The following is a 22,364-nucleotide window of genomic DNA, read 5'->3' as shown; positions in this document are numbered from 1 at the left end:
GGCCAACACCCGGATCATCAGCCCGCTGGTCAGTGCAATAGGCGAATATTAAGACATATCGAATATGCTGAATTCAACTAACAGTATTTTTGCAGCAAGGATTCAGACTATGAGTATGCGATTTCTAGGGCATCTGCCGGTCAAAGCAAAGATCGCCATTCTGGTGGCCGCCCCGCTGATGCTCTCACTGTGGTTCATGGGGCAGACACTGCTTCAGCTGAACAAAAACGCCCAGGTCAACACTGCCGAGGCAGGCGAAGTGATCGAGCACATGAGCAGCCTGGTTCACAACTTGCAACTGGAGCGCGGCCTCAGCGCTTCCTATCTGGGAAGCTCTGCCACCACTGCGCCGGACAAACTGGTCCAGGTCCGGTTGCAAAACAACACCGCGATGGAGGCCTATCTGGCCGAGATCAGCCACATTGATAAATCCCTCCTCCCGATTGAGGCGGTGCAAGCCATCCAGTTTGCCCGGGCCGAACTGGCCAAGAAAAAAGACATCCGCAAAAAGATCGACGGGCACACGCTCTCGCTGGATCGGACTATGGCCTACTACACGGATCTGAACGCGGCACTCATTCAAACCGGGCTGTCGCTGGCACAATCCATTGACAATCCGGTGATCTCGCAGGAGGCCGTCGCGCTGTCCTTCTTCATGCGCGCAATCGATGCCGCCGGGCTGGAACGGGCTGCAGGCTCTGTCGGCTTCAAGCATGGCTGGAAGCCGGCCGACCGGGAGATTTTTGTCGCCTATCACGAACAGTTCAAGGAACGCCTGTCGATGTTCATGGACTTTGCAACTGCGAAAGACCGCGAAACCGTCCAGGGGCTGTTCACCTCCCCTGAGATGAAAAAGTTCGAGGATACCCGCAAGGCCATCCTAAGCGGCGGATCCCAGACAGAAATGACGGCTGAACAGTGGTTTGCGGCGGCCAGTAAAGCGCTGAAGGTGCTCCAGAAAAAAGAGGGGATCCTGATTGAGCACCTGGAACGGGACATGCAGGCATTTGATGCGGACAACAAGTTTCTGCTTGCGGAAATGGCAGTGTTCACAGCTGTGCTTCTGACCGCTGTTCTGGGCCTCAGCGTGACTATTGCACGGGACATGACCAAGAGCCTTTCGGTTCTGAATGTCGCGTTGAAGAAACTTGGCAGCGGTGAAACAGACGTTGACGTGCCGGGTGCAAACCGCCGGGACGAGATTGGTACGGTGGCCCGCAACGTGGTGGATCTGCGCTCGGTGACGCAGCGCAAACAGGAAGAGCGTATGGAGGAGGAAAAGCAGCGCCGCGAAGAGATCATGACTGTTGCGCGCCGCATCGGCGAAGCGCTGATGGATCTCCAGCACAAGCGTTTGGACAAGCCGATCACAGAATTCTTCCCGGAGGAGTTCAAATCGATCCGGATGGATATGAATGACTCGCTGAATGCCTTGAGCGTGTCCATCTCCAACATCGGTGAGCTGACCAGCAGCGTGGACGAAAGCACCAAGTCCATTGCCGAAGCCTCTATGGACCTGGCCCACCGCACCGAAGCGGAATCGGCAACGCTGGAAAAGACCACCCATTCGATCAGCGAGCTGACTGCCAATGTTCAGCAGTCGGCAGATAATGCCGGCCGGGCGGAACAGTTGGCGGACAGCGCCCAGAACGGGGTTAAATCCTGTGATGCGGTGGTCAAAGATACCATTGCGGCCATGGACAAACTGCAGGAATCCTCACAGGAAATCTCGCAGATCACCAAGGTGATCCAGGATATCGCTTTCCAGACCAATCTTCTGGCACTGAATGCCGGGGTTGAGGCTGCTCGCGCCGGCGAAGCAGGCCGCGGGTTTGCTGTGGTCGCCAGCGAGGTGCGGATGCTGGCGCAGCGCTGCGCTGATGCAGTCCAGCAGATTGACGGGCTGACTGCGCGCAGTTCCGAACAGGTCAAAAACGGTGCTGCACTGGTGGATCAGGCCGGCACCGCAATGTCGGAAGTAAACGACCAAGTCGCCGAGATTTCCGGTCTTGTCATTGAGATTGCCAGCAATATGAAGGAGCAGTCTTCGCAAATGGGCGACGTCAACACTGCCGTTGGCGAGCTTGAGATGATGGCACAGCAAAATGCCGCCATGGCCGAGGAAACCACTGCTGCAACCACCTCGCTGTCCGAGCAGGCCCAGGAGCTGCGCGAACTGGTCCAGCAGTTTGCCGTCGGCGAGATTGCGCAGTCCGGAAACGCGCAGGCCGGACCGGGGTTCTATGCGCCTCCGGCGCCCGCAATCGACTTTGATGCAGATGATTGGGACGATCAGGATTTTGGCGGCAGCGCCGCAGCCTGATCCGCTATGGACCGGAGTTAGGATATTAATGAATCGGGCAGCCTCTGCGGCTGCCCTTTTTGCTTTGCGGTATTGTTTTCCGGTCTCAGGCCCCGGCGCCGCGCAGCACCTCCAGCACCGTTTCAGGCGGGACATCTCCGGTTACAAACGCTTCGCCAATGCCACGGGCCAGGATAAACCGCAGCTGACCGGCAACAACTTTTTTGTCTTGCCCCATCAGATCCAGCAGCACCTCTGCCCCTGGCAGATCGCCCGGAATGTCGGCCAGATCGGTCTTCATGCCCATCGCCTTGAGATGCGCCCGCACCCGGCTGGGGTCCTCTTGCGAACACAGCCCCAGCTTGGCCGACAGCTCAAACGCCAGGGCACAGCCGATGGCCACGCCTTCGCCATGCAGCAGCCGGTCCGAATAGCCCGTGGCCGCCTCCAGCGCGTGGCAGAATGTATGGCCCAGGTTCAACAGCGCCCGGTCGCCCTGCTCGGTTTCGTCGCGAACAACGATATCCGCCTTCATCTGAACCGAACGCGCAACCGCCTCAACCCGCGCTGCAACATCGCCTTCGGCCAGTGCAGGGCCATGCTCTTCGAGCCAGGCAAAGAACTCCGCATCGCCCAGCAGCCCGTATTTCACCACTTCGCCGCAGCCGGACAGGAAATCACGAGGCGTCAGGGTTTCAAGAACGGATGTATCGGCCAGCACCAGCGAGGGCTGGTGAAACGCTCCGATCAGGTTTTTGCCCTGGGGCGCATTGATGCCGGTCTTGCCACCGACCGAGCTGTCGACCTGCGCCAAAAGCGAGGTCGGGATCTGCACAAACCGCACACCGCGGCGCAGTACCGCCGCCGCAAATCCTGCCAGGTCGCCGATCACACCGCCGCCGAAGGCCACAACAACATCGCCCCGCTCGACCTTCTGCTCCAGCAGCCATTCCACCGACCGGGTGAACTGCGGCCAGCCCTTGGTCGCCTCTCCCGGCGGCAGCGCCAGCGCGGTCATCTCAACGCCTGCCGCGGCCAGCCCGGCGCGTAATCCTTCCAGATGTTTCTCCGCCACGGTCTCGTCAGTCAGCACCGCCACCTGCGGCCGCTTCAGCAACGGCTTGATCCGCTCGCCCGCCTGCGCCAGCAGGCCGGGGCCGATCACCACATCATAGGCGCGCCCGCCCAGGGGCACATGAACCGTGCGCTCCATCAATTCCACTCCAATACATCGGGGCGGGCCTGCAAGGCTTCCAGAACCCGGTCAACCATGGTTTCAATTGCCGCCTGGCCGTCGGAAACAACGGTCAGATCCGCCTTGGCATAAAGCGGCACCCGGTCGCGGAACAGGCCGCTAAGGGTCGCACGCGGGTCGGCTGTGCGCAGCAGCGGCCGGGTGTCGCGGTGGCGCACCCGGTTCCACAGAACCTCCAGGTCGGCCTGCAGCCAGACAGAGACCCCTTTGGCGGTAATCACATTGCGGTTTTCTTCCGCCAGAAACGCACCGCCGCCCGTCGACAGGACACCGCGCTCTTCCTCCAGCAGGCGCGCGATCACCTGCCGTTCCTTTTGGCGGAAGAACGGCTCGCCGTCGCGGGCAAAAATCTCGGGGATCGTCATATTGGCAGCGGCCTCGATCTCGTGGTCGCTGTCCAGGAAAGGCACATCCAGCCGGGCTGCCAGCGCGCGCCCCACGGCGGTCTTGCCGGCGCCCATCATGCCCACCATCACGATGGTCTTCTTCAGTTTCCCCGGCACCGGGCCTGCTGCCTTCTGGCCGCTGCTTTGCTCTTTTTCGCTCATTCTTCAGTGAATGACGTGATCTTGCGGAAAAGGGAATATATAACTTGGGCAAAAGAGCAGGAAACAGGCTTTGGATATACCATGGGGCGATTGATTAAGTATTTGGTCTATTTGGCGGTTCTGGCGGCTATCGGGCTGGTGGGCTATGCCTATGTCGGGCCTTGGTTTGGTGCGGATTTCCGCGCGCCGGCCACCGAGGTGCGCAAACCGGTGGTGCTGAATGCGGATTAGGGCGGCTGCCGCCGGGGTGGTGATGGCGGGCAGTGCGCTTGCAAATGAACCCCTGGCGGCGATTGACTGGCTGAACCAGCCGCAGCCGCGCAACGGGCTGCCCGGAACTGTGCTGCTGGAGCCGCCAGTGGCAGGCACGGCTGCATTTCCGTCCGTTTCGGTCACAGCTTTGGAGACGCTGGTGCCCCCCATCGGGCTGGTTCCGGCCTCGGCAACCGGCCTGCCGGCCGATCTGTGGCGCGGCAGCAATGCCGATGATGTATCGCATCTGATCGAAACCGTTCCGGTGCGCGGCAGCCCGGCGATGCAGGCGTTGCTGTTTACACTGCTGCTGTCGGAATCCCGGCCGCCGGCCGCGGCAGGCGATCGGATTCTGCTGGCCCGGCTGGACCGGCTGCTGGCGCTGGGGGCCACGGATCCCTCCCAGGCTCTGGTTGAACATGCAGGCCCCACGGACAACAAGGACCGCTTCACACGCTGGTTTGACGCCACCCTTTTGACCGGCAGCGAGGACGCCTCTTGCGCCGCCCTCACCGCCTCGCCGCATCTGTCGGACAGCTATGCCGCCAGGATCTTTTGCGCGGCGCGGCGCAGCGACTGGCCCACGGCGGCGCTGATGATGGAAACCGCCCACGCGCTGGAATTGCTGCCCGAAAACCAGATGCAGCTTCTGGACCGCTTTTTGAACCCCGATCTGTTTGAGCTGGCGCCGCCGCTGCGCCGCCCGCCCGACCCGGATCCGCTGACCTTCCGCCTGTTCGAGACCATTGGCGAAGCGATGCCCACCGCCCCCCTGCCGCCAGCCTTTGCCGCGGCAGATCTGCGCGACATTGCCGGCTGGAAGGCGCAGCTGGAGGCGGCGGAGCGGCTGGCGCGTGCCGGGGCGCTCAACCCCAATCAGTATCTTGGCCTGTTCAGCGCCCGTAAACCCGCCGCTTCCGGCGGCATCTGGGACCGGGTTGCAGCGGTTCAGCAGCTGGAAAGCGACCTTGGCTCCGGCAGTGCAGACGCCATCGCCCGCTCGCTGCCCCGCGCCTGGGATGCAATGCAGCAGGCGGGCACCGAAACCGTGTTTGCCGACCTCTTTGGCGAGCCGCTGGCGCGGGCAAGCCTGAGCGGCCGGACCGCCGCGCTGGCCTGGCGCATCCGCCTGTTGTCGCCGTCATATGAATTGGCCGCGCATGATGCCCAGGCCGCCGGTGCGAATGACCCGTTCCTGGCAGCGCTGGCCCAGGGCCGGCCTGGTGACGCTGCCGCCCCGTCACCGATGGCCAAAGCCATAGCATTGGGGTTTGACACAACGGGCCCGGTGCCGCCCGCGATCCGGCAAATGCTGAACAACGGCCAGCTGGGCGAAGCGATCCTGCGCAGCATGGTGCTGTTTGCCCAAGGTGCCGACGGCAATCTGGGCGACCTGACCGCAGCGCTGGCCGCGTTCCGCGCTGTCGGGCTGGAGGACACCGCCCGCCGCGCCGCCTTGCAGCTGATGCTGCTGGAGCACCAGTGACATGGCGCCCCCCCGGGACAATTTCCAGTGGATCTCAACCTTCCTCGACGCCCAGGCGGCCGAGGCGGGCGCCTCGCAGAACACGCTTCTGGCCTATGGCCGCGACCTGAAGGACCTGACCGCCTGGCTGGAACACCGCACCCTGGATTTTCTGACTGCCCGCCAGGACGATATCGAGGCCTATCTGATCAATTGCGACGCGCAAGGACTGGCCCGTTCCACCCGGGCGCGCAGGCTGTCAGCTGCCAAGCAGATTTACCGCTTTGCGTTTGAGGAAGGCTGGCGCGAAGACAATCCGGCGATCCAGATCCGCGGCCCTGGACGCGAGAAGCGCCTGCCCAAAACGCTGGAAGTCATCGAGGTCGACCGCCTGCTGGATGCCGCGCGCCAAACCGGCCGCAGCACCGCAGACCGGCTGCGCAACACCTGTTTGATGGAGCTGCTCTATGCCACCGGAATGCGGGTAACCGAGCTGGTCTCGCTGCCGGTTTCCGCCGCCCGCGGCGACCCGCGGATGCTGCTGATCATGGGCAAGGGCGGAAAGGAGCGCATGGTGCCGCTGTCGCCGCCTGCGCGCGAGGCGCTTGCGGTTTGGCTGTCCACCCGCGACGACGCCGAGGCGCAGCGCGAAGCCAAGGGCCATCCGTCCTCGCGGTTCCTGTTCCCCTCGCGCGGCAAATCCGGCCACCTGACCCGGCACCGCTTTTACCTGCTGATCAAGGAACTGGCAGTCACCGGCGGCGTTTCTCCGGACAAGGTCACACCGCACACGCTGCGGCACGCCTTTGCCACGCATCTGTTGGCCAATGGCGCCGACCTGCGCGCAATCCAGGCGCTGCTCGGCCACGCCGACATTGCCACCACCGAAATTTACACCCATGTGCTGGACGCCCGCCTGCAGGAACTGGTGCTGGAGCATCACCCGCTGGCCAAGGATACGCGCTGACGCGCTGCTAGAACTTGAAGCGCCTGCGGCAAACCCCCATAAATGCAGCGAACATTCAACTGACCGGATCTCTGGACCTCTCATGGACACTGCCTCCACCGTACTCGACAGCGCCTTCTGGACCACTGCCGGGGCCATCGTGCTGCTGCTTGTCCTGTCCGGATTCTTTTCCGGCTCGGAAACTGCGCTGACCGCCGCCTCGCGCGGGAAACTGCGCAGCCAGGCCGATAAAGGCTCGCATGGCGCGCAAAAGGCGCTCAGCGTGACCGAAGACAGCGAAAAGCTGATCGGTTCCGTCCTGCTGGGCAACAACCTGGTAAACATCCTGGGCACGTCGCTGGCGACGGCCCTGTTCACCCGCGCCTTCGGCGAAAGCGGCGTCGCCCTGGCGACACTGGTGATGACCGTTCTGGTGCTGGTCTTCGCCGAGGTGCTGCCCAAGACCTATGCCATTTCCAACGCCGAAAAGGCCGCTGCGGCTGTTGCCCCGGTGATCGGCGTTCTGGTCACCCTGCTGGCGCCGGTGGTTGGTCTTGTCCGGCTGCTGGTGCGCGGGGTGCTCGCCATCTTCGGCGTGCGGATTGATCCCGACAGCCACATCATGGCGGTGCGCGAGGAAATTGCAGGCGCGCTGCATCTGGGCCACTCCGAAGGTGTGGTCGAAAAAGAGGACCGCGACCGCATTCTTGGCGCGCTGGACTTGTCCGACCGCTTTGTCGAAGAAATCATGCTGCACCGCTCCCATATCGAGATGATCGACGCCAACGCCGAGCCGGACACTATCCTAATGCAATGCCTGCAAAGCCCCCACACCCGGCTGCCGGTGTTTCGCGGCGAGCAGGAAAACATCATCGGCGTGGTTCACGCCAAAGACCTGTTCCGGGCGATGTATGAACAAGCCGGCGGTGCGGATGGCGATGCCGGCAAGCTCAAGTTCTTTGATATCTCCGGGGTCGCCAAGGCCCCGTATTTTGTGCCCGAAACCACTACGCTGGACGAGCAGATGCGCCAATTCCTGCGGATGCGCTCGCATTTTGCGCTGGTGGTGGATGAATACGGCGCGCTGCAGGGGCTGATCACGCTGGAGGATATTCTGGAAGAAATCGTCGGCGAAATTACCGACGAATTCGACCCCGACGAGGAAAGCATCGTCAAGAAGACCACAGATGGATCTTATCTGGTCGATGGCGTCACCACCATCCGCGACCTGAACCGCGCCACCGACTGGAACCTGCCCGATGAGGAGGCCAACACCATTGCCGGCCTCGTCATCCACGAAGCGCAGATGATTCCGACCACAGGCCAGGTATTCTCCTTTCACGGGTTCCGCTTTGAAGTGACCGAGCGCGAGGGCAACCGGGTGACGGGCCTCAAGATCCGGCCTTTGTCGTGACAGGGATCCACGCATGACCCGTGCGGCGGGGCTGGCCTGGGGCTGGTTCGACAGCATCATCCTGGATCTGTTCCGCCAGCTGCGCTGGTCCTTTCTACCGCCGCTGCTGATCTATTTCGCCTATGGCGCGCAGGGCATCACCACCGTCACCGCATCGTTTTTCGTTAAGGAATACCTGGACTTTTCCGCCGCTTTTCTGGCGGGTCTGGCATTTTGGGTCGGCCTGCCCTGGGCGCTGAAGATGCCGCTGGGGCACCTGGTCGATCTGATCTGGCGCTGGAAATACCTGCTGATCCTGCTTGGTGCCGGTCTGATGGCCGGCAGCTATGGCATCCTTGCTGCCATCGTGCTGGAACCTGCGATGATGGACGCTGTGATGCCGCTGGGCGCCTGGTATGTCACCGCCGCGCTGCTGGCCCCTTGCGGATATGTGCTGCAGGATGTGGTAGCTGATGCCATGTCGGTCGAGGCCGTGCCCCATGCAGATGACCACGGCCGCCCCCTGCCCGAGGCTGAAACCAAATCCCTGCACACCACCATGCAGACCTTTGGCCGTATCGCGCTGATCGGCGGCTCCAGCGCCGCTGCCGCGCTGAATGTTGCCCTATTCGATGGCGCCGATGCGCTGCCTCAAGCGGCAAAGGGCGCGCTTTACGGTTTTGTCTTCAGCCTCGCGCTGCTGATCCCGGTCATTTCCATGTCCGGGGTCGCACTGGCGATCTGGCAGAAGTGGCGCAAGGCCGCTGCGCTGCGCCGCGCCGGAGTGGCCGAGGCTGAGATCCGCGCCCGCATTGAGCTGCCCCGCGAGCTGGTCACCCCCAACCACTGGTATTTCATCGGCGGCGGCGGCTTTGTGGCGCTCTCCCTCGCCGTGGGCCTGGGCGATGTGCCCTATTCGCAGGAGATCGTCTTTGCCGGTTCCATGGCCATCGTCCTGTTTCTGATGCGCCAGCTGGTCTCGGTTCTGCCAACGGACCAGGCCCGCGCCCTGATCGGCACCGCCATCATCATCTTTGTCTATCGCGCCACGCCCCTGCGCGGCCCCGGCGCCACCTGGTTTGAAATCGACGTGCTGGGGTTCGACCAGCAGTTCCTGTCAGTCCTGGCTCTGATCACTTCGCTGCTGACGCTGGCCGGCATGCTGATTTTCCGCCCGATGATGGCCAGCCGCCCGATCACCTGGATCGTCGCCTTCCTTGCCATTACCGAGGCCGTCCTCAGCCTGCCCAACATCGCGCTTTATTACGGCGCCCACCACTGGACCGCGGCGATGACCGGGGGCGTGGTTGACGCCCGCTTCATCGCCATGGTCGACACCGCCGTCGAATCCCCGCTGGGCCAGGTCGCGATGATCCCGATGCTCGCCTGGATCGCCCGCAACGCGCCCTCGGGGCTAAAAGCCACTTTCTTTGCGGTCATGGCCTCCTTCACCAATCTGGCGCTGTCGGCCTCCAGTCTCGGCACCAAATACCTGAACGAAATCTTCGTGGTCACGCGCGAGGTGACAGATTCGGGCGGCAATATCACCACACCAGCCGATTACTCCCAGCTGGGCTTGCTGCTGATCACTGTTGGCGTGATCCTCCTCCTGGCACCGCTCACTGCAATATTTGTCATTCAGAACAGCCGCTTCCGCACATCTGAGTAACGAAACCGCAGCCTGACTGCCCATAAGCGGCACATGGTGCCGTTTTTCTGCTGGACTACTGTTCACTTCTGTACAGAATGCAGGCAACACCTACTCAGGGGAGGCCCACATGAAAACCACCACCCGCGTGGCAGTTATCGGCGGCGGCGTCGTCGGCTGCTCAGTTCTGTATCACCTGACCAAGCTCGGCTGGTCCGACGTCATGCTGATCGAACGTTCAGAGCTGACCTCCGGCTCCACATGGCACGCGGCGGGCGGGTTTCACACCCTCAATGGCGACACCAATATGGCGGCGCTGCAGGGCTACACCATCAAGCTTTATAAAGAGCTGGAAGCGATCACCGGCATGTCCTGCGGGTTGCATCACGTCGGCGGCGTCACCCTGGCCGAAACCCAGGAACGTTTCGACATGCTGAAGGCCGAACGCGCCAAGCACCGTTTCATGGGGCTGGAGACCGAAATCGTCTCCCCCGAAGAAATCAAGAAGATCGCCCCCGTCACCAACACCGACGGCATTGTCGGCGGCCTGTACGATCCGCTCGACGGTCACCTTGACCCCTCCGGCACCACCCACGCCTATGCCAAGGCCGCGCGCATGGGCGGCGCCACCATCGAGACCCACTGCAAGGTGATCGAGACCAACCAGCGCCCCGACGGCACCTGGGACGTGGTGACGAACAAGGGCATCATCCACGCCGAACATGTGGTCAACGCAGGCGGTCTTTGGGCGCGCGAAGTCGGCGCCATGGCCGGCGTCTACATGCCCCTGCACCCGATGGAACACCAGTATATCGTCACCGACGAGGTGCCGATGATCGCCGAGATCATCGACGGCGGCGGCGAGCACCCGCATGTAATGGACCCGGCCGGCGAAAGCTATCTCCGGCAAGAGGGCCGCGGCCTCTGCATCGGCTTCTACGAACAGCCCTGCAAACCCTGGGCGGTCGATGGCACACCGTGGGACTTCGGGCATGAGCTGCTGCAGGACGACTTCGACAAGATCGAGGATTCCATCAATTTCGCCTACAAACGCTTCCCGGCGCTGGAGGCTGCGGGCGTGAAATCAGTGATCCACGGCCCCTTCACCTTTGCCCCCGACGGCAACCCGCTGGTGGGCCCGGTTCCCGGCATGCGCAACTACTGGTCCGCCTGCGCCGTCATGGCCGGCTTCAGTCAGGGCGGCGGCGTCGGCCTGATGCTGGCCCAGTGGATGGTGGAGGGCGAATGCGAGCGCGACACATTCGCGATGGACTGCGCCCGTTTCGGCGGTTGGATCACCCCGGGCTACACCCGCCCCAAAGTCATTGAAAACTATCAGAAACGCTTCTCCATCGCTTACCCGAACGAGGAGCTGCCCGCCGCCCGCCCGTTCCGCACCACGCCGATGTACGACATCTTCGATGGCATGGGCGCGGTCTGGGGTGCGCAATACGGCATTGAAGTCCCGAACTACTTCGCGGAAGGCGACGAGCCGCGCTACGAGACCCCGTCCTTCCGCCGCTCCAACGCGTTTGAGGCCACCGCGCGCGAGGTCAAGGCGGTCCGAGAAAACGTCGGCATCAACGAGGTCCACAACTTCGGCAAGTACCTGATCAAAGGCGCAGGCGCCCGCGCCTGGCTCGACCGCATCATGGCCGGGCGGGTGCCGCAGCCGGGCCGCCTGTCGCTGACCCCGATGCTGTCGCCCAAGGGCCGCCTGATCGGTGATTTCACCATTTCCTGCCTCTCGGAAGAAGAATTCCAGCTCACCGCCTCCTATGGGAGCCAAGCCTACCACATGCGCTGGTTCCTGCAGAACCTGGACGATGGCGTCAGCCTCGAGAACATTTCCGACACCCGCAACGGCTTCCAGATTGCAGGCCCTAAGGCGCGCGCGGTGCTGCAAGCCTGCACAAGGGCCGACATTTCAGACATGCGGTTCATGGATGTGCGCCGCCTGACCGTGGGCATGGCCGACTGCATCGTGCAGCGGGTCAGCTACACCGGCGATCTGGGCTATGAAATTTACTGCGACCTGCCTTCGCAACGCGCCCTGTGGGATGCTCTTTGGAATGCAGGTCAGCCGCACGGTATGAAACCCTTCGGCATGCGGGCGATGATGTCGCTGCGCCTGGATAAATTCTTCGGCTCCTGGCTGCGGGAATTCTCGCCCGACTACACCGCTGCCGAAACCGGGCTGGACCGTTTTATCTCCTTCAAGAAGAACGCAGATTTCATCGGCCGCTCCGCCGCCGAGGCTGAACGCGACGCAGGCCCCGCGCGCCAGCTTTGCGCCTTTGAGGTAGAGGCAGACGACGCAGATGTGGTCGCCTTTGAACCGATCTGGCTCGACGGCGCCGTCGCGGGCTTCTGCACCTCCGGCGGTTACTCGCACCACGCGCAGAAATCCATCGCTCTAGGCTTTGTTCCAACGGACCGCGCCCAGGACGGCCTTGAAGTGGAGATCGAAATCCTTGGCAATATGTACAAGGCCCGCCTGATCACTGAACCGCTGTTCGACGCCGACGGCGCCCGGATGCGCGGTTAATGCCTCCAGGCAGGTCAGCAAGCCTGACCTGCCTGCCCCCTGTTGCCAGGCCTGCGCACGCGGCCCCAGAGCAGTTCCGCAACGGATCAGTCAGCGTCTCTGACCTAGCGGATTTTCCCTGGACCCGTCCTTTCATCTTTCCCAAAATACTCCCGCCGGAGGCATCCGACCTTGCGGCCCAATGCAAAGGACCGGAAAACCATGACCGCCATCGCCATTCTCCTGCTCGCAGCCGGCGCCTCATCCCGGATGCATGGCCGTGACAAGCTGATGGAGGATGTGGACGGCCAGCCACTGCTTGCCCTGATGTGCCGCCGGGCGGCGCTTACCGGTCTGCCGGTGTTTGTGACCTTGCCCAGCGAAACCCATCCCCGTGCGGCCGCAACCGGCAGCGCGATCCCGGTCCCGGTTCCCGACGCGGCTGAGGGCATGGCCGCCTCAATCCGCCGCGGAATCGCAGCACTGCCTGAACAGACTAAGGCCGTGATGATACTGCCTGCCGACATGCCGGAGGTTGAGACGCAGGACATGCTGCATCTGGCCGCGCATTTCCCTGGTGATGGCAGCCCGGTCCTGCGCGCTGCTTCCGAGGACGGCATCCAGGGCCACCCGGTGCTGTTTCCGCGCCGCTGTTTTGCTGCCCTGAAAACCCTCCGCGGGGACCAGGGTGCCCGCAGCCTCCTGGAATCCGAACCGCCGCAGATGGTGCCCCTGCCAAAGAACCATGCGCTGACCGATCTGGACACGCCCGAGGACTGGGCCGCCTGGCGCAACCGCCGCTGATCACCAGCATCACCCCTTCAAACGCAGAGAAGGCAGGGCCCAAGGCCCTGCCTTCCTGCGCTTTGCTCTTCTCTGCTGTTTCCCCCAAAACAGCAGCAGCATTTCTCAATGCACGAGCAGATGCGCCTCGTGTTTCCGCAACGACCGTCGTGCCGCGGAATAAGCCGCCCGGCCCTTCTCCGACTTAAGGTCCGGGAACAGCTCGAACAATTCGTTGCGCTGTGCGTTATCCAGCCCGCGCAGCGACTGGTCGCCGGGCTGAAAGCTCTCGGTCCAGGCGCCATCGGACAGCACCACCTCGTGCTGGTCGAACATGAAGTGGATATAGGTCACCTCGGTGGTCTCTACCGCGTCGACGCCCGCCAGCCCGGTCAGATGCTTGGCCGCCACCAGTACCTCGCGGTCCTCGAAATACAGCGCCGTCTTATCATTGGCGACCAGTACCCGGTGGTTGGGGCTGACCATCATGTCGCGCTCGGGCAGACCATTGCCCAGGGCGCCCTGGCGGATCAGCACCGGTTGCAGATGCGCGGCGCTGTTCAGCTCCCGGCCTTGCAGCGTGCGGGTACCGATCCAGCGGATTTCCTGAATGCCGTTGTCGCGGGTGATCACCCGGTCGCCAGCCTGCAAATCTTCGACCCGGCGTTCCCCCAACGGGGTGGCGATCAGCGTACCGGGCGTGAAGCAGGGAATGATCTGCTCAATCTCGCCAAAGGTCATCGAGCCGGTCACAGCCCCGTCGCCATCAAGGAAGTTGACGGTTCCCGAGATGCTGTTGCCGTCTGCATCGACGGTGACACCGCTGAGTTCAAACGGGCCGGTTCCTGTCAGGTCCAGGGTGTCGAAATCGTCACCGCCCGAGCCGCCGTCAACTTCGTCGCCGGCATTGCCGCCCAGGAAGGTATCGCGCCCGGCGCCGCCGGACAGGGTATCGGCGCCCTGGCCGCCGGTGATCAGGTCATTGCCGGCCCCGCCGCGGACGATATCGTCATCAATACCGGCATCAATGGTGTCATGGCCCGAGCCGCCGGAAATGTCGTCGTCATCGTCCTGGCCAAAGATCAGGTCATTGCCCGAGCCGCCGTCAATGGTGTCCATGCCGTTGGTCGGGTCCGGATCCGCCGGGCGGCCGTCGCTGCCGTCATCGGTAATGTTCAGCCCGTCCGGGAAGGACGGATTCAACCCGCCATAGATGGTGTCGCTGCCGCCGCCGCCCAACAGGCTGTCAGAACCTTCGCCGCCGGTCAGAACATCTGCCTGGGAGCCGCCGTCGATGGTGTCATCGTCGATGCCGCCATCAATCACGTCCATACCCGAACCGCCGTCAATCAGGTCGGCATCATCCCCGGTAGAGATGGTATCATTGCCGGCGCCGCCCAGAACGGTATCGCGATCGTCAAACGGATCAGCATCCGCCGGGATAAACGGAATGTCGGGGTCGGTGCCGGTGTAACCCGGAAAGCCGCGGTCCGGCAGCGGAATGCCGCTGTCCTTGGAGGTGTCGATCACATCATCGCCGTCGCCGCCCTCAACCGAGTCGGAGCCGTCACCGCCGTCGATGGTGTCATCGCCGCCGCCGCCAAGAATGGTGTCGTCACCCTCGCCGCCGGTCAGGCTGTCGTCGCCCGGCACAACCGGGTCGGCCGGATCGGAGGAATAGTCGAAATGCGCATTGTCGAGCGTCGTGCCCGAGGTACCCAGGTCCACGATCAGCTTGACGTCGTTGAAGTCCCTGTCGCCCAGGTTGCGAATATCCTCAAATCCCAGCTGGACAGAACCGTCCGGGAACTCAAAGATCCCCTTGGTATGGTCCAGCCCGTCCGGGTTCAGATCCGCGTTGCCGCCATAGCCGGACGAGTAATACGTGCCATGCGGGCTGACGATGCCGACACCGACAACCGCGCCTTCGGGCGCATCGTAACTATAGGTTTCGCCGACATCCGCGTTGGCGTTCTGCGATAGCATCACGACATTGCTGATCTCGCCGGTCGACGGATCAATGGTGTAGGCAAAGACCTTGTTCTGGAAGGCCGCGCTGGTCGAGGAGATGGTAATCTTGACCGGATCATTGGCGCCGGAGACGCCATCGCCCAGGATCAGGTCATCGCCGCTGCCGCCGTCGACAGTATCATCGCCCGCGCCGGCATAGATGCTGTCATTGCCGCTGCCTGCGATGATGACATCATCATCCGGCCCCGCCGCCGGGCCAGTGGCATCGGCGTTATCAACCATATCGCCTTCCGGATCGCCGGTGTAAGCCGCATTGATCAGGTCATCCCCCGAGGTGCCCTCAACAATTCCGTTCAAGGCCGCATTCGGCATATCGGTACTCTTCGCCATCACTCTCTCCTCACCGGTCTGGCCCCAAACCCACCGTTCGGGCCAGCCGGACAGCCGCACAGCCATGCGGAACTTCGCAGTCAAAACACCAGCCCAAGCGGAGAGAGGGCCAGAACGCGCAAACGCTCTGGAGTGCACGCCGGAACAGCGCACAGCCGATAAGCAAAAGCTCTCAGATCAGTGGCAGGCAGGCATCAGCAGCCCATGGACTTAAGCTAAATTTTAGCAGTCCACCACAGTCCAGCAGCTTGCAGAACTCGCCCCCCCAATGGGCTAGAACATGCATACGTTAGGTACCTCCGGCCACAAAGCCAAAAAATTGCCTAAAATCCCCCCCATTGCGCCATTCGAGGCAATTGAGACGGCGCAAGCCAGTGCCGGGTAATGATGATTGTCTCGCAAACCGGATACAATCCGAGGGCCAAACTTGCACTTCCGGCACAAATTTCCCGCAGCCGTTGTTTGAGGGAGTGAAATTGTTGCCAAATCCGAAACAAGGGCAAAATACGGCGGCACCACCGGTTTTCCGCTCCCTCAGCAAGCTGCCCTCAGGGAAATGGTGTGGAATTGATTTCAATCCTTGCCGTTTGCAAAGTTTGTTTCTCAATGCGGCGGGAATGCCGGACAGATCTTTCGAATCGGACGGCCTATGCGGAAGGTCATCGCAGCCGTGCGGAAAAGTAAATAACGCTGAAGAGTTTATTCAATCCACAGGCATTTGTCCGCTGACCGGCCTGCCCTTGATGCAAGAACAGCCGCTGCAACCCGCTCTTCATCGCCAATTTGGCCATGCCTGAAGCAACTGATGTTCGTTTACAATGTGGGTTATGGCGGAGAGACAGGGATTCGAACCCTGGAGACGGTTTCCCGCCTACACACTTTCCAGGCGTGCGCCTTCGACCACTCGGCCACCTCTCCGTGAGGGGGCTTTTGAAGGATCACAGGGGGAAATGCAAGGGCCGAAATGGCAAAAAATGCACTCCGGCCCGCATTCTTTTTCAAGTCTCCAGATGGAGATAGACGCGGCGGTTCTGCTTGCCCTTTTTCTCCACCTTGCCAAGGCGGATTTTGCCGATTTCTGCGGTGCGTTTGACATGGGTGCCGCCGCAGGGCTGCAGATCGATCTGCTCGTCCGGGGTGCCGATGCGGACTAGGCGCACCTGCCCTGCCCCGCGCGGCGGCGAGACGGACATGGTTTTCACCAGCTGCGGATTGGCATCCAGTTCCGCGTCGGTGATCCAGTCCTCGGTCACCTCAAGATCACGGTCAATGAGCGCCTGCAGCTGTTCCTGCAGCGCCTGTTTATCCGCGGGCGCCTCAGGCATGTTGAAATCGAGCCGGCCTTTGTCTGCGCTGATCGAGCCGCCGGTCACCTCCAGCGGAATCACCACTGACAGCAGGTGCAAAGCAGTGTGAACCCGCATGTGGCCGTAGCGGCGGTCCCAGTCGAGCACCTGGGTGACCGTGGTGCCTTCGGCAGGCAGCGGTTCATTCTCATGCGGAACCAGCACAATTGCGTCGCCCTCACCCTTGACGGTGGTGGCAATGGTGCATTGACCATCGCCCCACAAAAGCTGGCCGCTGTCGCCCGGCTGGCCGCCGCCGGTGGCATAGAACAGGCTGCGGTCCAGGATCAGCCCGCCCTGTTCTGTATGGGCCAGGACCAGTGCTTCGGTCATCCGGGCATAGGCGTCCTTGCGGAATAGCAGGTCACTTGTCGGCATCGGCATCTCCATCAGCATCTTCTTGGGGGTCCTGCTGCACATCCGCCAGATCCGGCTTCAGCGGAGCAGATGCGGGTGCGGAAGCGGACGCCGCGGCAGAGGTTGCCGGTTTGTCCGGGGTCAGCGCCTCGGGGTTACGGATCCAGATGTCGCGCTGCATAAAGGGGATTTCGATCCCTTCTTCGTCGAACCGTTTGGAAATCTCGTAATTCATGTCGGATTTCACCGAAAGAACCCAGTTCACATCGCGCAGGATTGCCCGGATCTCAAAATCCAGACTGTCGGCGCCAAAGCCCTGGAACACCACGCTGGGCGCCGGGTTGAGCAGCACCATCGGATGCGCCTTGGCAACTTCGTTCAGGATCGCCTCCACCTTGCGCGGGTCGGTGCCATAAGCAACGCCCACCGGCACAATAACCCGCCCCACGGTGTTGCCGCGGGTATAATTGGTGACGGTGCCCGAGATCAGGTCCGAGTTCGGCACGATCACGTCGGAGCGGTCGAAGGTTTCGATCCGGGTGGAGCGCACCGAGATGTCGCGCACATAGCCCATCAGCCCGCCAACTTCGATCCAGTCGCCCTTGGAGATCGGGCGCTCGATCAGCAGGATGATGCCGGAAACGAAGTTCGACACAATGGTCTGAAGGCCAAAGCCGATACCAACCGACAGCGCACCAGCAACGATGGCGAGTGACGACAGGTCCAGCCCGGCCATCGAGATCGCCACCACCGCCGCCAGGAAGATGCCGACATAGCCAAGACCCGAGGTAATGGCGTTCTGGCCGCCAGGATCTATCTTGGTCTTGGGCAGCAGCGAGTTGCGCAAGGAGCCCTGGATCAGCCGCGTCAACGCGTAGCCGACGGCAAAGACTACCGCAAATGTCAGGAAAGCGGTTGGAGAGATCTTTGTGTCGCCGATCTGGAACCCTTCCAGGAACTGCGACCACAGCTCAGTCAAATCTGCGATCCGTGCGCCCCAGATCAGCGCCAGCAGCGGCAGCGCCAAGGCGGCCAGTACAAAGCCGATCATCACTGCAAACAGGGACTCCCGCGCTTCGGACCCTCTGCCGGACAGCCATCCGTAGAGGTCGCCCAGGAAGCGCTGCAGCACCAGCAGGGCAGCCAGCAGCGCCAGGGTGGAGACCGCGGGATAAATCAGCGCCTCGGCTGCGTTCACATAGCCAAAGGCCGCCAGTACCGGAGACACAAAGCCCAGCAAATAGGTGGCACGGCGCACCAGACTCATGATCCGGTTGGCGCCGGCCGCTATGGCACCGTCCTCATCGGACTCATCGCTGCTTTGCTGCTGACGGCGCTTGGCGCCGATCCGGTGCAGGCGCAGCAGAACCAGGGCCGCGCCCATAATCAGCGGGAAGCTGGCCACCGCATGGGCCTCAGCCGGGATGCTGTCGATGTTTTCCAGCTGTGTCAGCGCATCCTGCAGCACCAGGATCACCGCCAGGATATCGACCATCAGCCGGGTTTCATTCAGGCGGCCCTCCTGCACCGGGACCAGATCGTTTTCGATGCGGCTGGAGAACAGCTGGTTGCCCAGCCAGTGGAACGACAGCAGCAGCAGCGCCCAGCCGGGCACATAATCCAGCAGGATCGAGCCGCGGATGCCAAGCACCCCGGACAGGTCCACCGCTGCAGTCAGGCAGATGATGCCGATAAAGGGCAGGATCACCTCAAGCAGCGAGACGACAAAACCCCAGACACCGCGGCCCGAGCTTCCGAACTGGCGCAGGTAATCGCCCGCCGCATGGGCCCAGGGCCGGCCGCGCAGCACCAGCAGCGCTGCAATCAGCAGCAGCAGCAGCAGTGCCGGCAGGCTGTTCTGAATCCGCTCAGCCGTGGTGGCGCTGCCCACCCTAGAGGCGGTTTCGTTCCACAAAGAGCCGCCCGAACGGGTCAGCGAGCGCACAGCGCCGGCCCAGTTTTCCGGGTTGAACGGCGAGGGTCCGCGCTCCAGCAGCCTGCGGGTGCGGCGCTCGCGGATGATCTTGTCTATCTCGGTGATCAGCCCGTTTGCACGGCTGTAAGCCTCTTCTGCAACGATGCGCGGAACCTTGAGGTCCTTCAGCTGCTGTTCCAGCGAGCGGCGCAGCTGGGCGATATCCTCGGGCTCACTCTCGCCCTCGCCGGGCGCCGGGCCAAGCGCGCCAAGCTGACCTTCGAGCGTCTGAATACGGTCGCCGTTATCGGTGCGCGCCGCCAGGAAATTCTGCCGGTAGGTGGTAAGCTCTTTGCGCAGCGCTTCCATAGCGGCGCTGGAGGCCCGTCTGGCGTCGATGACTTCTTCCGCACGGTTGGCGGTCTTAAGCCAGTCCTGATAATAGGCACGCGATTCAGCAGTCAGCTGAGCCAGTGCAGGCAAAGCCAGGCCGGCCGCAAAGACCAGCCCCAGCAAAGCAGTCCGCAACGCGGTTATTATGGGTGTCATACGTCCTCAAATACGCCTGGGATAGACGCGGGCGTGTGGGTCATCCACTCCGGCACCGGCAGGTTCTTCTCGCGCAGGAAATCCGGATTGAACAGCTTGGACTGGTAGCGGGTGCCATAGTCGCACAAAACGGTGACAATGGTTTTGCCCGGACCCATGTCCTTGGCCATACGCACAGCGCCTGCAATGTTAATGCCCGAGGAGCCGCCCAGCACCAGGCCTTCCTCGTGCAGCAGGTCAAAGACATAAGGCACCGCCTCGGCGTCCGGCACCTGATAGCTGAAGTCCGGCGTGAAGCCTTCCAGGTTCTTGGTGATCCGGCCCTGGCCGATGCCCTCTGTGATGGAGCTGCCTTCAGAGGCCAGCTCACCGGTGGTGTAAAACGAATAAAGCGCAGCTCCCAGCGGATCGGCCAGACCGACCTTGACGCCTTTGGGCTGCAGTGCTTCGGCCACCCCGGCAAGAGTGCCGCCGGATCCGACCGCGCAGACAAAGCCGTCCACCTTGCCGCCGGTCTGTTCCCAGATCTCGGGACCGGTGGTTTCCACATGGGCCTGGCGGTTCGCCACATTGTCGAACTGGTTGGCCCAGATCGCACCGTTCGGTTCCGTCTTGGCCAGTTTTTCCGCCAGACGCTGGGAATAGCGCACATAGTTGTTGGGATTGCGGTACGGCGCCGCAGGAACCTGAACCAGCTGGGCACCGGCCAGGCGCAGCATGTCCTTTTTTTCCTCGGACTGGGTTTCCGGGATCACGATCACCGTCTTGAACCCCATCGAGGCGCCGACCAGCGCCAGACCGATGCCGGTGTTGCCGGCGGTGCCTTCGACAATGGTGCCGCCGGGCTTCAAATCGCCGCGGGCAATGGCGTCCTTGATGATATAGAGCGCGGCACGGTCCTTGACCGACTGGCCCGGATTCATGAATTCGGCCTTGCCCAGGATCTCGCAGCCGGTCTCTTCGCTGACGCGGTTCAGGCGGATAAGAGGTGTGTGGCCGATGGCATCAGCCAGATCGCGTGCAATGCGCATGATATCCCTTTCGATCGTTCCCCCAAGGTGTAACTAAGCGCCCCGGCGTTCACAAGGCGCGAAGCGGTCAGGACGGTGCGTTGCGCAGCCGCTCACGATGGCGTGACAGCCACAGTGCAGCGGTGACCAGCGGCATGTCCTGATAGATCTGCGCATCCACGCCCTGCATCAGTTCGTCATAGCTGAGGATCCGGCTGCGGATATCCTCGCCCTCACCGGCGACGCCGCCACCGCCATTGATGTCAGAAAGGTCTGATATGCCGATGAAAACATGGATGAATTCTGCCAGCGCACCGCTGGATGGGTAGACCTGCGCCACTGGTTCCAGGCGCTGGACAGTAACGCCTGCCTCCTCTTGTGCTTCGCGGACCGCGGTGTCCTCTGGCGTCTCGCCGGGGTCGATCACGCCTGCGACCGGCTCCCACATCCAGGGGTGCGCTTCGCCCATGATAAAGGGCGGTGCGCGGAATTGCTCCACCAGCAGCACCTGATCGCGCAGCGGGTCATAAGGCAGCAGCACCGCCGCATGGCCTGCCATCGCAGCCGAACGCTCCATAACCGGGCTGAGACTGCCGTCAAAGCGGCGGTACTGCAGGTTCATTTCTTCCATCGCAAAGAAATTCAGGTAGGCGCGGTTGTGGTTGTGGACAATCACATCCTTTGACAGGTCATGCTCCGGATCACCGGGGCGTGCCTGCGCTGCCAGCCAGGCGGCGGCGCGGCGGCGGACCGAGGGGAAGCAGCGGGCCACCTCTTCGGCGGTCATTCGGCCGTGATAAGACATCACCTCTTCGGCGGCGCGCAGAGACAGCGCACCCCATTTCCGTACCCAGGCCGCCATATCCCAGGGCTCAGCCGTTTGCCAGAGACCGGGTTCGGGGAAATAGACCTCCGCCGGGGCGGTGCTGCCGTCCTCCAGCTGAACCGAAACCGGTTTCAGCGCATAGCCGAAGCCGCCCTCGTAAAAGTTGAGCGCATCCAGATCGGCGGGCGACAGGCCCTGTACCAGAACGCCGTCAGCTGTTGCGCCCTCGCGGGCTTCAATCGCCGGGAACGGCTGGCCGACCACCTGATAAACACCATGGCCGGACAGTTTTGCACCCTGCGCTTTCAGCGCCGCGCCGCTGCGGCCCAGCACCAGTTCAAGCAAAGGGATATGGCGCAGCGTGCCAAAGAAAAAGAGATCAGCCACGGATTACAACCTGTTGTTAAGAAAACGTTTCAGCGCCAGCGGCGGGAGGCGTTCTCGGTCGCGAGACCGGCAAGAACCCCGCCCACGGCCAATGGCACCAGCACAGATGGCACAGCGATAACAAAGAAATACTCCAGTGCAATCACAAAGATCTGCGACAGCGCCTCAAACGGGCCGCCGTAGCGGTGGCGCATGGCCAAACGGAACATTTCCCAGGTGCCTTGGATGAACAGCGCCCATAGTACCATGACCGCCATACCCGTCAGGCCATTGTTGATACCGGGCACCAGCCCGCGGCCGGCGCGTTTGCCCATGAATATCCAGCCGCTCAGCAGCCCCAGCGCCACATTCACATGCACAAAATAGCCAAAGTCCGTGCCTTCGGGCATCAGCGGCATAACCAGGAAGGACACAAAGAACGCCACCAAGGCAAGGCAAAAGGCGGCGGTCAGTCGGGCTCCGGTGGGCATGTCTGGTTACGATCCGTGCGGCCA

At 62.5% G+C, this 22,364-nt stretch carries 17 protein-coding genes and 1 tRNA gene; 9 read left to right on the top strand and 9 right to left on the bottom strand.

Features of this window, described 5'->3' with window-relative positions; translation table 11 throughout:
* Positions 1–109 precede the first annotated feature (109 nt).
* A complete protein-coding gene (locus tag L1069_RS10265; protein ID WP_237455611.1) occupies positions 110–2,323 on the top strand; it encodes a methyl-accepting chemotaxis protein in 2,214 nt (737 codons plus the stop codon).
* Positions 2,324–2,408: 85 nt separating this feature from the next.
* Here L1069_RS10265 and aroB read toward each other — a convergent pair whose 3' ends face one another.
* Positions 2,409–3,515, bottom strand: coding sequence for a 3-dehydroquinate synthase (aroB, locus tag L1069_RS10260; RefSeq protein WP_237455610.1), 1,107 nt, complete (start codon positions 3,513–3,515; stop codon positions 2,409–2,411).
* A complete protein-coding gene (locus L1069_RS10255) occupies positions 3,515–4,105 on the bottom strand; it encodes a shikimate kinase (protein WP_129371105.1) in 591 nt (196 codons plus the stop codon). The genes aroB and L1069_RS10255 overlap by 1 nt, the downstream gene beginning before the upstream one ends.
* Before the next feature lie 81 nt (positions 4,106–4,186).
* On the opposite strand from L1069_RS10255, the gene L1069_RS10250 reads away from it, so the two are divergent.
* The 7 genes from L1069_RS10250 (at position 4,187) to L1069_RS10220 (ending at position 13,140) form a co-directional block, all read left to right on the top strand.
* Positions 4,187–4,336, top strand: coding sequence for a hypothetical protein (locus L1069_RS10250; protein WP_164982734.1), 150 nt, complete (start codon positions 4,187–4,189; stop codon positions 4,334–4,336).
* Positions 4,326–5,843 carry a hypothetical protein gene (locus L1069_RS10245; protein WP_237455609.1) on the top strand — a complete coding sequence of 506 codons (1,518 nt, stop codon included), beginning with the start codon at positions 4,326–4,328 and terminating at the stop codon, positions 5,841–5,843. Before L1069_RS10250 ends, L1069_RS10245 begins: the two co-directional genes overlap by 11 nt.
* Before the next feature lies 1 nt (position 5,844).
* A complete protein-coding gene (locus L1069_RS10240) occupies positions 5,845–6,789 on the top strand; it encodes a site-specific tyrosine recombinase XerD (RefSeq protein ID WP_237455608.1) in 945 nt (314 codons plus the stop codon).
* 82 nt (positions 6,790–6,871) lie between these two features.
* Complete coding sequence (locus L1069_RS10235) at positions 6,872–8,182, top strand: HlyC/CorC family transporter (RefSeq protein WP_129371108.1); 1,311 nt, start codon at positions 6,872–6,874, stop codon at positions 8,180–8,182.
* A gap of 13 nt (positions 8,183–8,195) precedes the next feature.
* Entirely contained in the window at positions 8,196–9,830 is a 1,635-nt protein-coding gene (locus L1069_RS10230; RefSeq protein ID WP_237455607.1) for a hypothetical protein, read from the top strand.
* 109 nt (positions 9,831–9,939) lie between these two features.
* The gene (locus tag L1069_RS10225; protein ID WP_237455606.1) at positions 9,940–12,357 is read left to right on the top strand and encodes an FAD-dependent oxidoreductase; all 2,418 of its coding nucleotides are present in this window, start codon (positions 9,940–9,942) and stop codon (positions 12,355–12,357) included.
* 201 nt (positions 12,358–12,558) lie between these two features.
* Positions 12,559–13,140 (top strand): nucleotidyltransferase family protein, encoded by a 582-nt coding sequence (locus tag L1069_RS10220; RefSeq protein ID WP_237455605.1) that lies wholly within the window; start codon positions 12,559–12,561, stop codon positions 13,138–13,140.
* A gap of 105 nt (positions 13,141–13,245) precedes the next feature.
* Here L1069_RS10220 and L1069_RS10215 read toward each other — a convergent pair whose 3' ends face one another.
* Positions 13,246–15,480 (bottom strand): Hint domain-containing protein, encoded by a 2,235-nt coding sequence (locus tag L1069_RS10215; RefSeq protein ID WP_237455604.1) that lies wholly within the window; start codon positions 15,478–15,480, stop codon positions 13,246–13,248.
* Between the two features lie 479 nt (positions 15,481–15,959).
* On the opposite strand from L1069_RS10215, the gene L1069_RS10210 reads away from it, so the two are divergent.
* Positions 15,960–16,277, top strand: a complete 318-nt coding sequence (locus L1069_RS10210) for a hypothetical protein (protein WP_237455603.1) — start codon at positions 15,960–15,962, stop codon at positions 16,275–16,277.
* Positions 16,278–16,308: 31 nt separating this feature from the next.
* Here the strand turns inward: L1069_RS10210 and L1069_RS10205 are convergent.
* The 6 genes from L1069_RS10205 to L1069_RS10180 form a co-directional block, all read right to left on the bottom strand.
* Positions 16,309–16,398 (bottom strand) — tRNA-Ser (locus L1069_RS10205).
* A gap of 80 nt (positions 16,399–16,478) precedes the next feature.
* Entirely contained in the window at positions 16,479–17,204 is a 726-nt protein-coding gene (locus L1069_RS10200) for an alanyl-tRNA editing protein (RefSeq protein WP_237455602.1), read from the bottom strand.
* Entirely contained in the window at positions 17,191–19,647 is a 2,457-nt protein-coding gene (locus tag L1069_RS10195; protein ID WP_237455601.1) for a DUF3772 domain-containing protein, read from the bottom strand. The genes L1069_RS10200 and L1069_RS10195 overlap by 14 nt, the downstream gene beginning before the upstream one ends.
* Positions 19,644–20,678 (bottom strand): cysteine synthase A, encoded by a 1,035-nt coding sequence (locus L1069_RS10190; protein WP_129371115.1) that lies wholly within the window; start codon positions 20,676–20,678, stop codon positions 19,644–19,646. Before L1069_RS10190 ends, L1069_RS10195 begins: the two co-directional genes overlap by 4 nt.
* 67 nt (positions 20,679–20,745) lie before the next feature.
* Positions 20,746–21,870 (bottom strand): NUDIX domain-containing protein, encoded by a 1,125-nt coding sequence (locus L1069_RS10185; RefSeq protein ID WP_237455600.1) that lies wholly within the window; start codon positions 21,868–21,870, stop codon positions 20,746–20,748.
* Positions 21,871–21,899: 29 nt separating this feature from the next.
* On the bottom strand, positions 21,900–22,340 hold the full coding sequence (locus L1069_RS10180; RefSeq protein WP_129371117.1) for a TrgA family protein: 441 nt from the start codon (positions 22,338–22,340) through the stop codon (positions 21,900–21,902).
* Positions 22,341–22,364: the final 24 nt, after the last annotated feature.

Source organism: Leisingera sp. MMG026, assembly GCF_021654205.1.
Classification (GTDB): Bacteria; Pseudomonadota; Alphaproteobacteria; order Rhodobacterales; family Rhodobacteraceae; genus Leisingera.
The sequence above is the reverse complement of the archived record's forward strand: the minus strand, read 5'-3'. Positions and strand labels throughout refer to the sequence as shown.

What these genes read in the sequence shown, in the direction of transcription:
- L1069_RS10220 (WP_237455605.1), top strand. Translation starts at nt 12,559, where the DNA reads ATGACCGCCATCGCCATTCTCCTGCTCGCAGCCGGCGCCTCATCCCGG.
- L1069_RS10255 (WP_129371105.1), bottom strand. Translation starts at nt 4,105, where the DNA reads ATGAGCGAAAAAGAGCAAAGCAGCGGCCAGAAGGCAGCAGGCCCGGTG.
- L1069_RS10265 (WP_237455611.1), top strand. Translation starts at nt 110, where the DNA reads ATGAGTATGCGATTTCTAGGGCATCTGCCGGTCAAAGCAAAGATCGCC.
- aroB (WP_237455610.1), bottom strand. Translation starts at nt 3,515, where the DNA reads ATGGAGCGCACGGTTCATGTGCCCCTGGGCGGGCGCGCCTATGATGTG.
- L1069_RS10200 (WP_237455602.1), bottom strand. Translation starts at nt 17,204, where the DNA reads ATGCCGACAAGTGACCTGCTATTCCGCAAGGACGCCTATGCCCGGATG.
- L1069_RS10240 (WP_237455608.1), top strand. Translation starts at nt 5,845, where the DNA reads ATGGCGCCCCCCCGGGACAATTTCCAGTGGATCTCAACCTTCCTCGAC.
- L1069_RS10180 (WP_129371117.1), bottom strand. Translation starts at nt 22,340, where the DNA reads ATGCCCACCGGAGCCCGACTGACCGCCGCCTTTTGCCTTGCCTTGGTG.
- L1069_RS10215 (WP_237455604.1), bottom strand. Translation starts at nt 15,480, where the DNA reads ATGGCGAAGAGTACCGATATGCCGAATGCGGCCTTGAACGGAATTGTT.
- L1069_RS10245 (WP_237455609.1), top strand. Translation starts at nt 4,326, where the DNA reads ATGCGGATTAGGGCGGCTGCCGCCGGGGTGGTGATGGCGGGCAGTGCG.
- L1069_RS10225 (WP_237455606.1), top strand. Translation starts at nt 9,940, where the DNA reads ATGAAAACCACCACCCGCGTGGCAGTTATCGGCGGCGGCGTCGTCGGC.
- L1069_RS10230 (WP_237455607.1), top strand. Translation starts at nt 8,196, where the DNA reads ATGACCCGTGCGGCGGGGCTGGCCTGGGGCTGGTTCGACAGCATCATC.
- L1069_RS10250 (WP_164982734.1), top strand. Translation starts at nt 4,187, where the DNA reads ATGGGGCGATTGATTAAGTATTTGGTCTATTTGGCGGTTCTGGCGGCT.
- L1069_RS10195 (WP_237455601.1), bottom strand. Translation starts at nt 19,647, where the DNA reads ATGACACCCATAATAACCGCGTTGCGGACTGCTTTGCTGGGGCTGGTC.
- L1069_RS10190 (WP_129371115.1), bottom strand. Translation starts at nt 20,678, where the DNA reads ATGCGCATTGCACGCGATCTGGCTGATGCCATCGGCCACACACCTCTT.
- L1069_RS10235 (WP_129371108.1), top strand. Translation starts at nt 6,872, where the DNA reads ATGGACACTGCCTCCACCGTACTCGACAGCGCCTTCTGGACCACTGCC.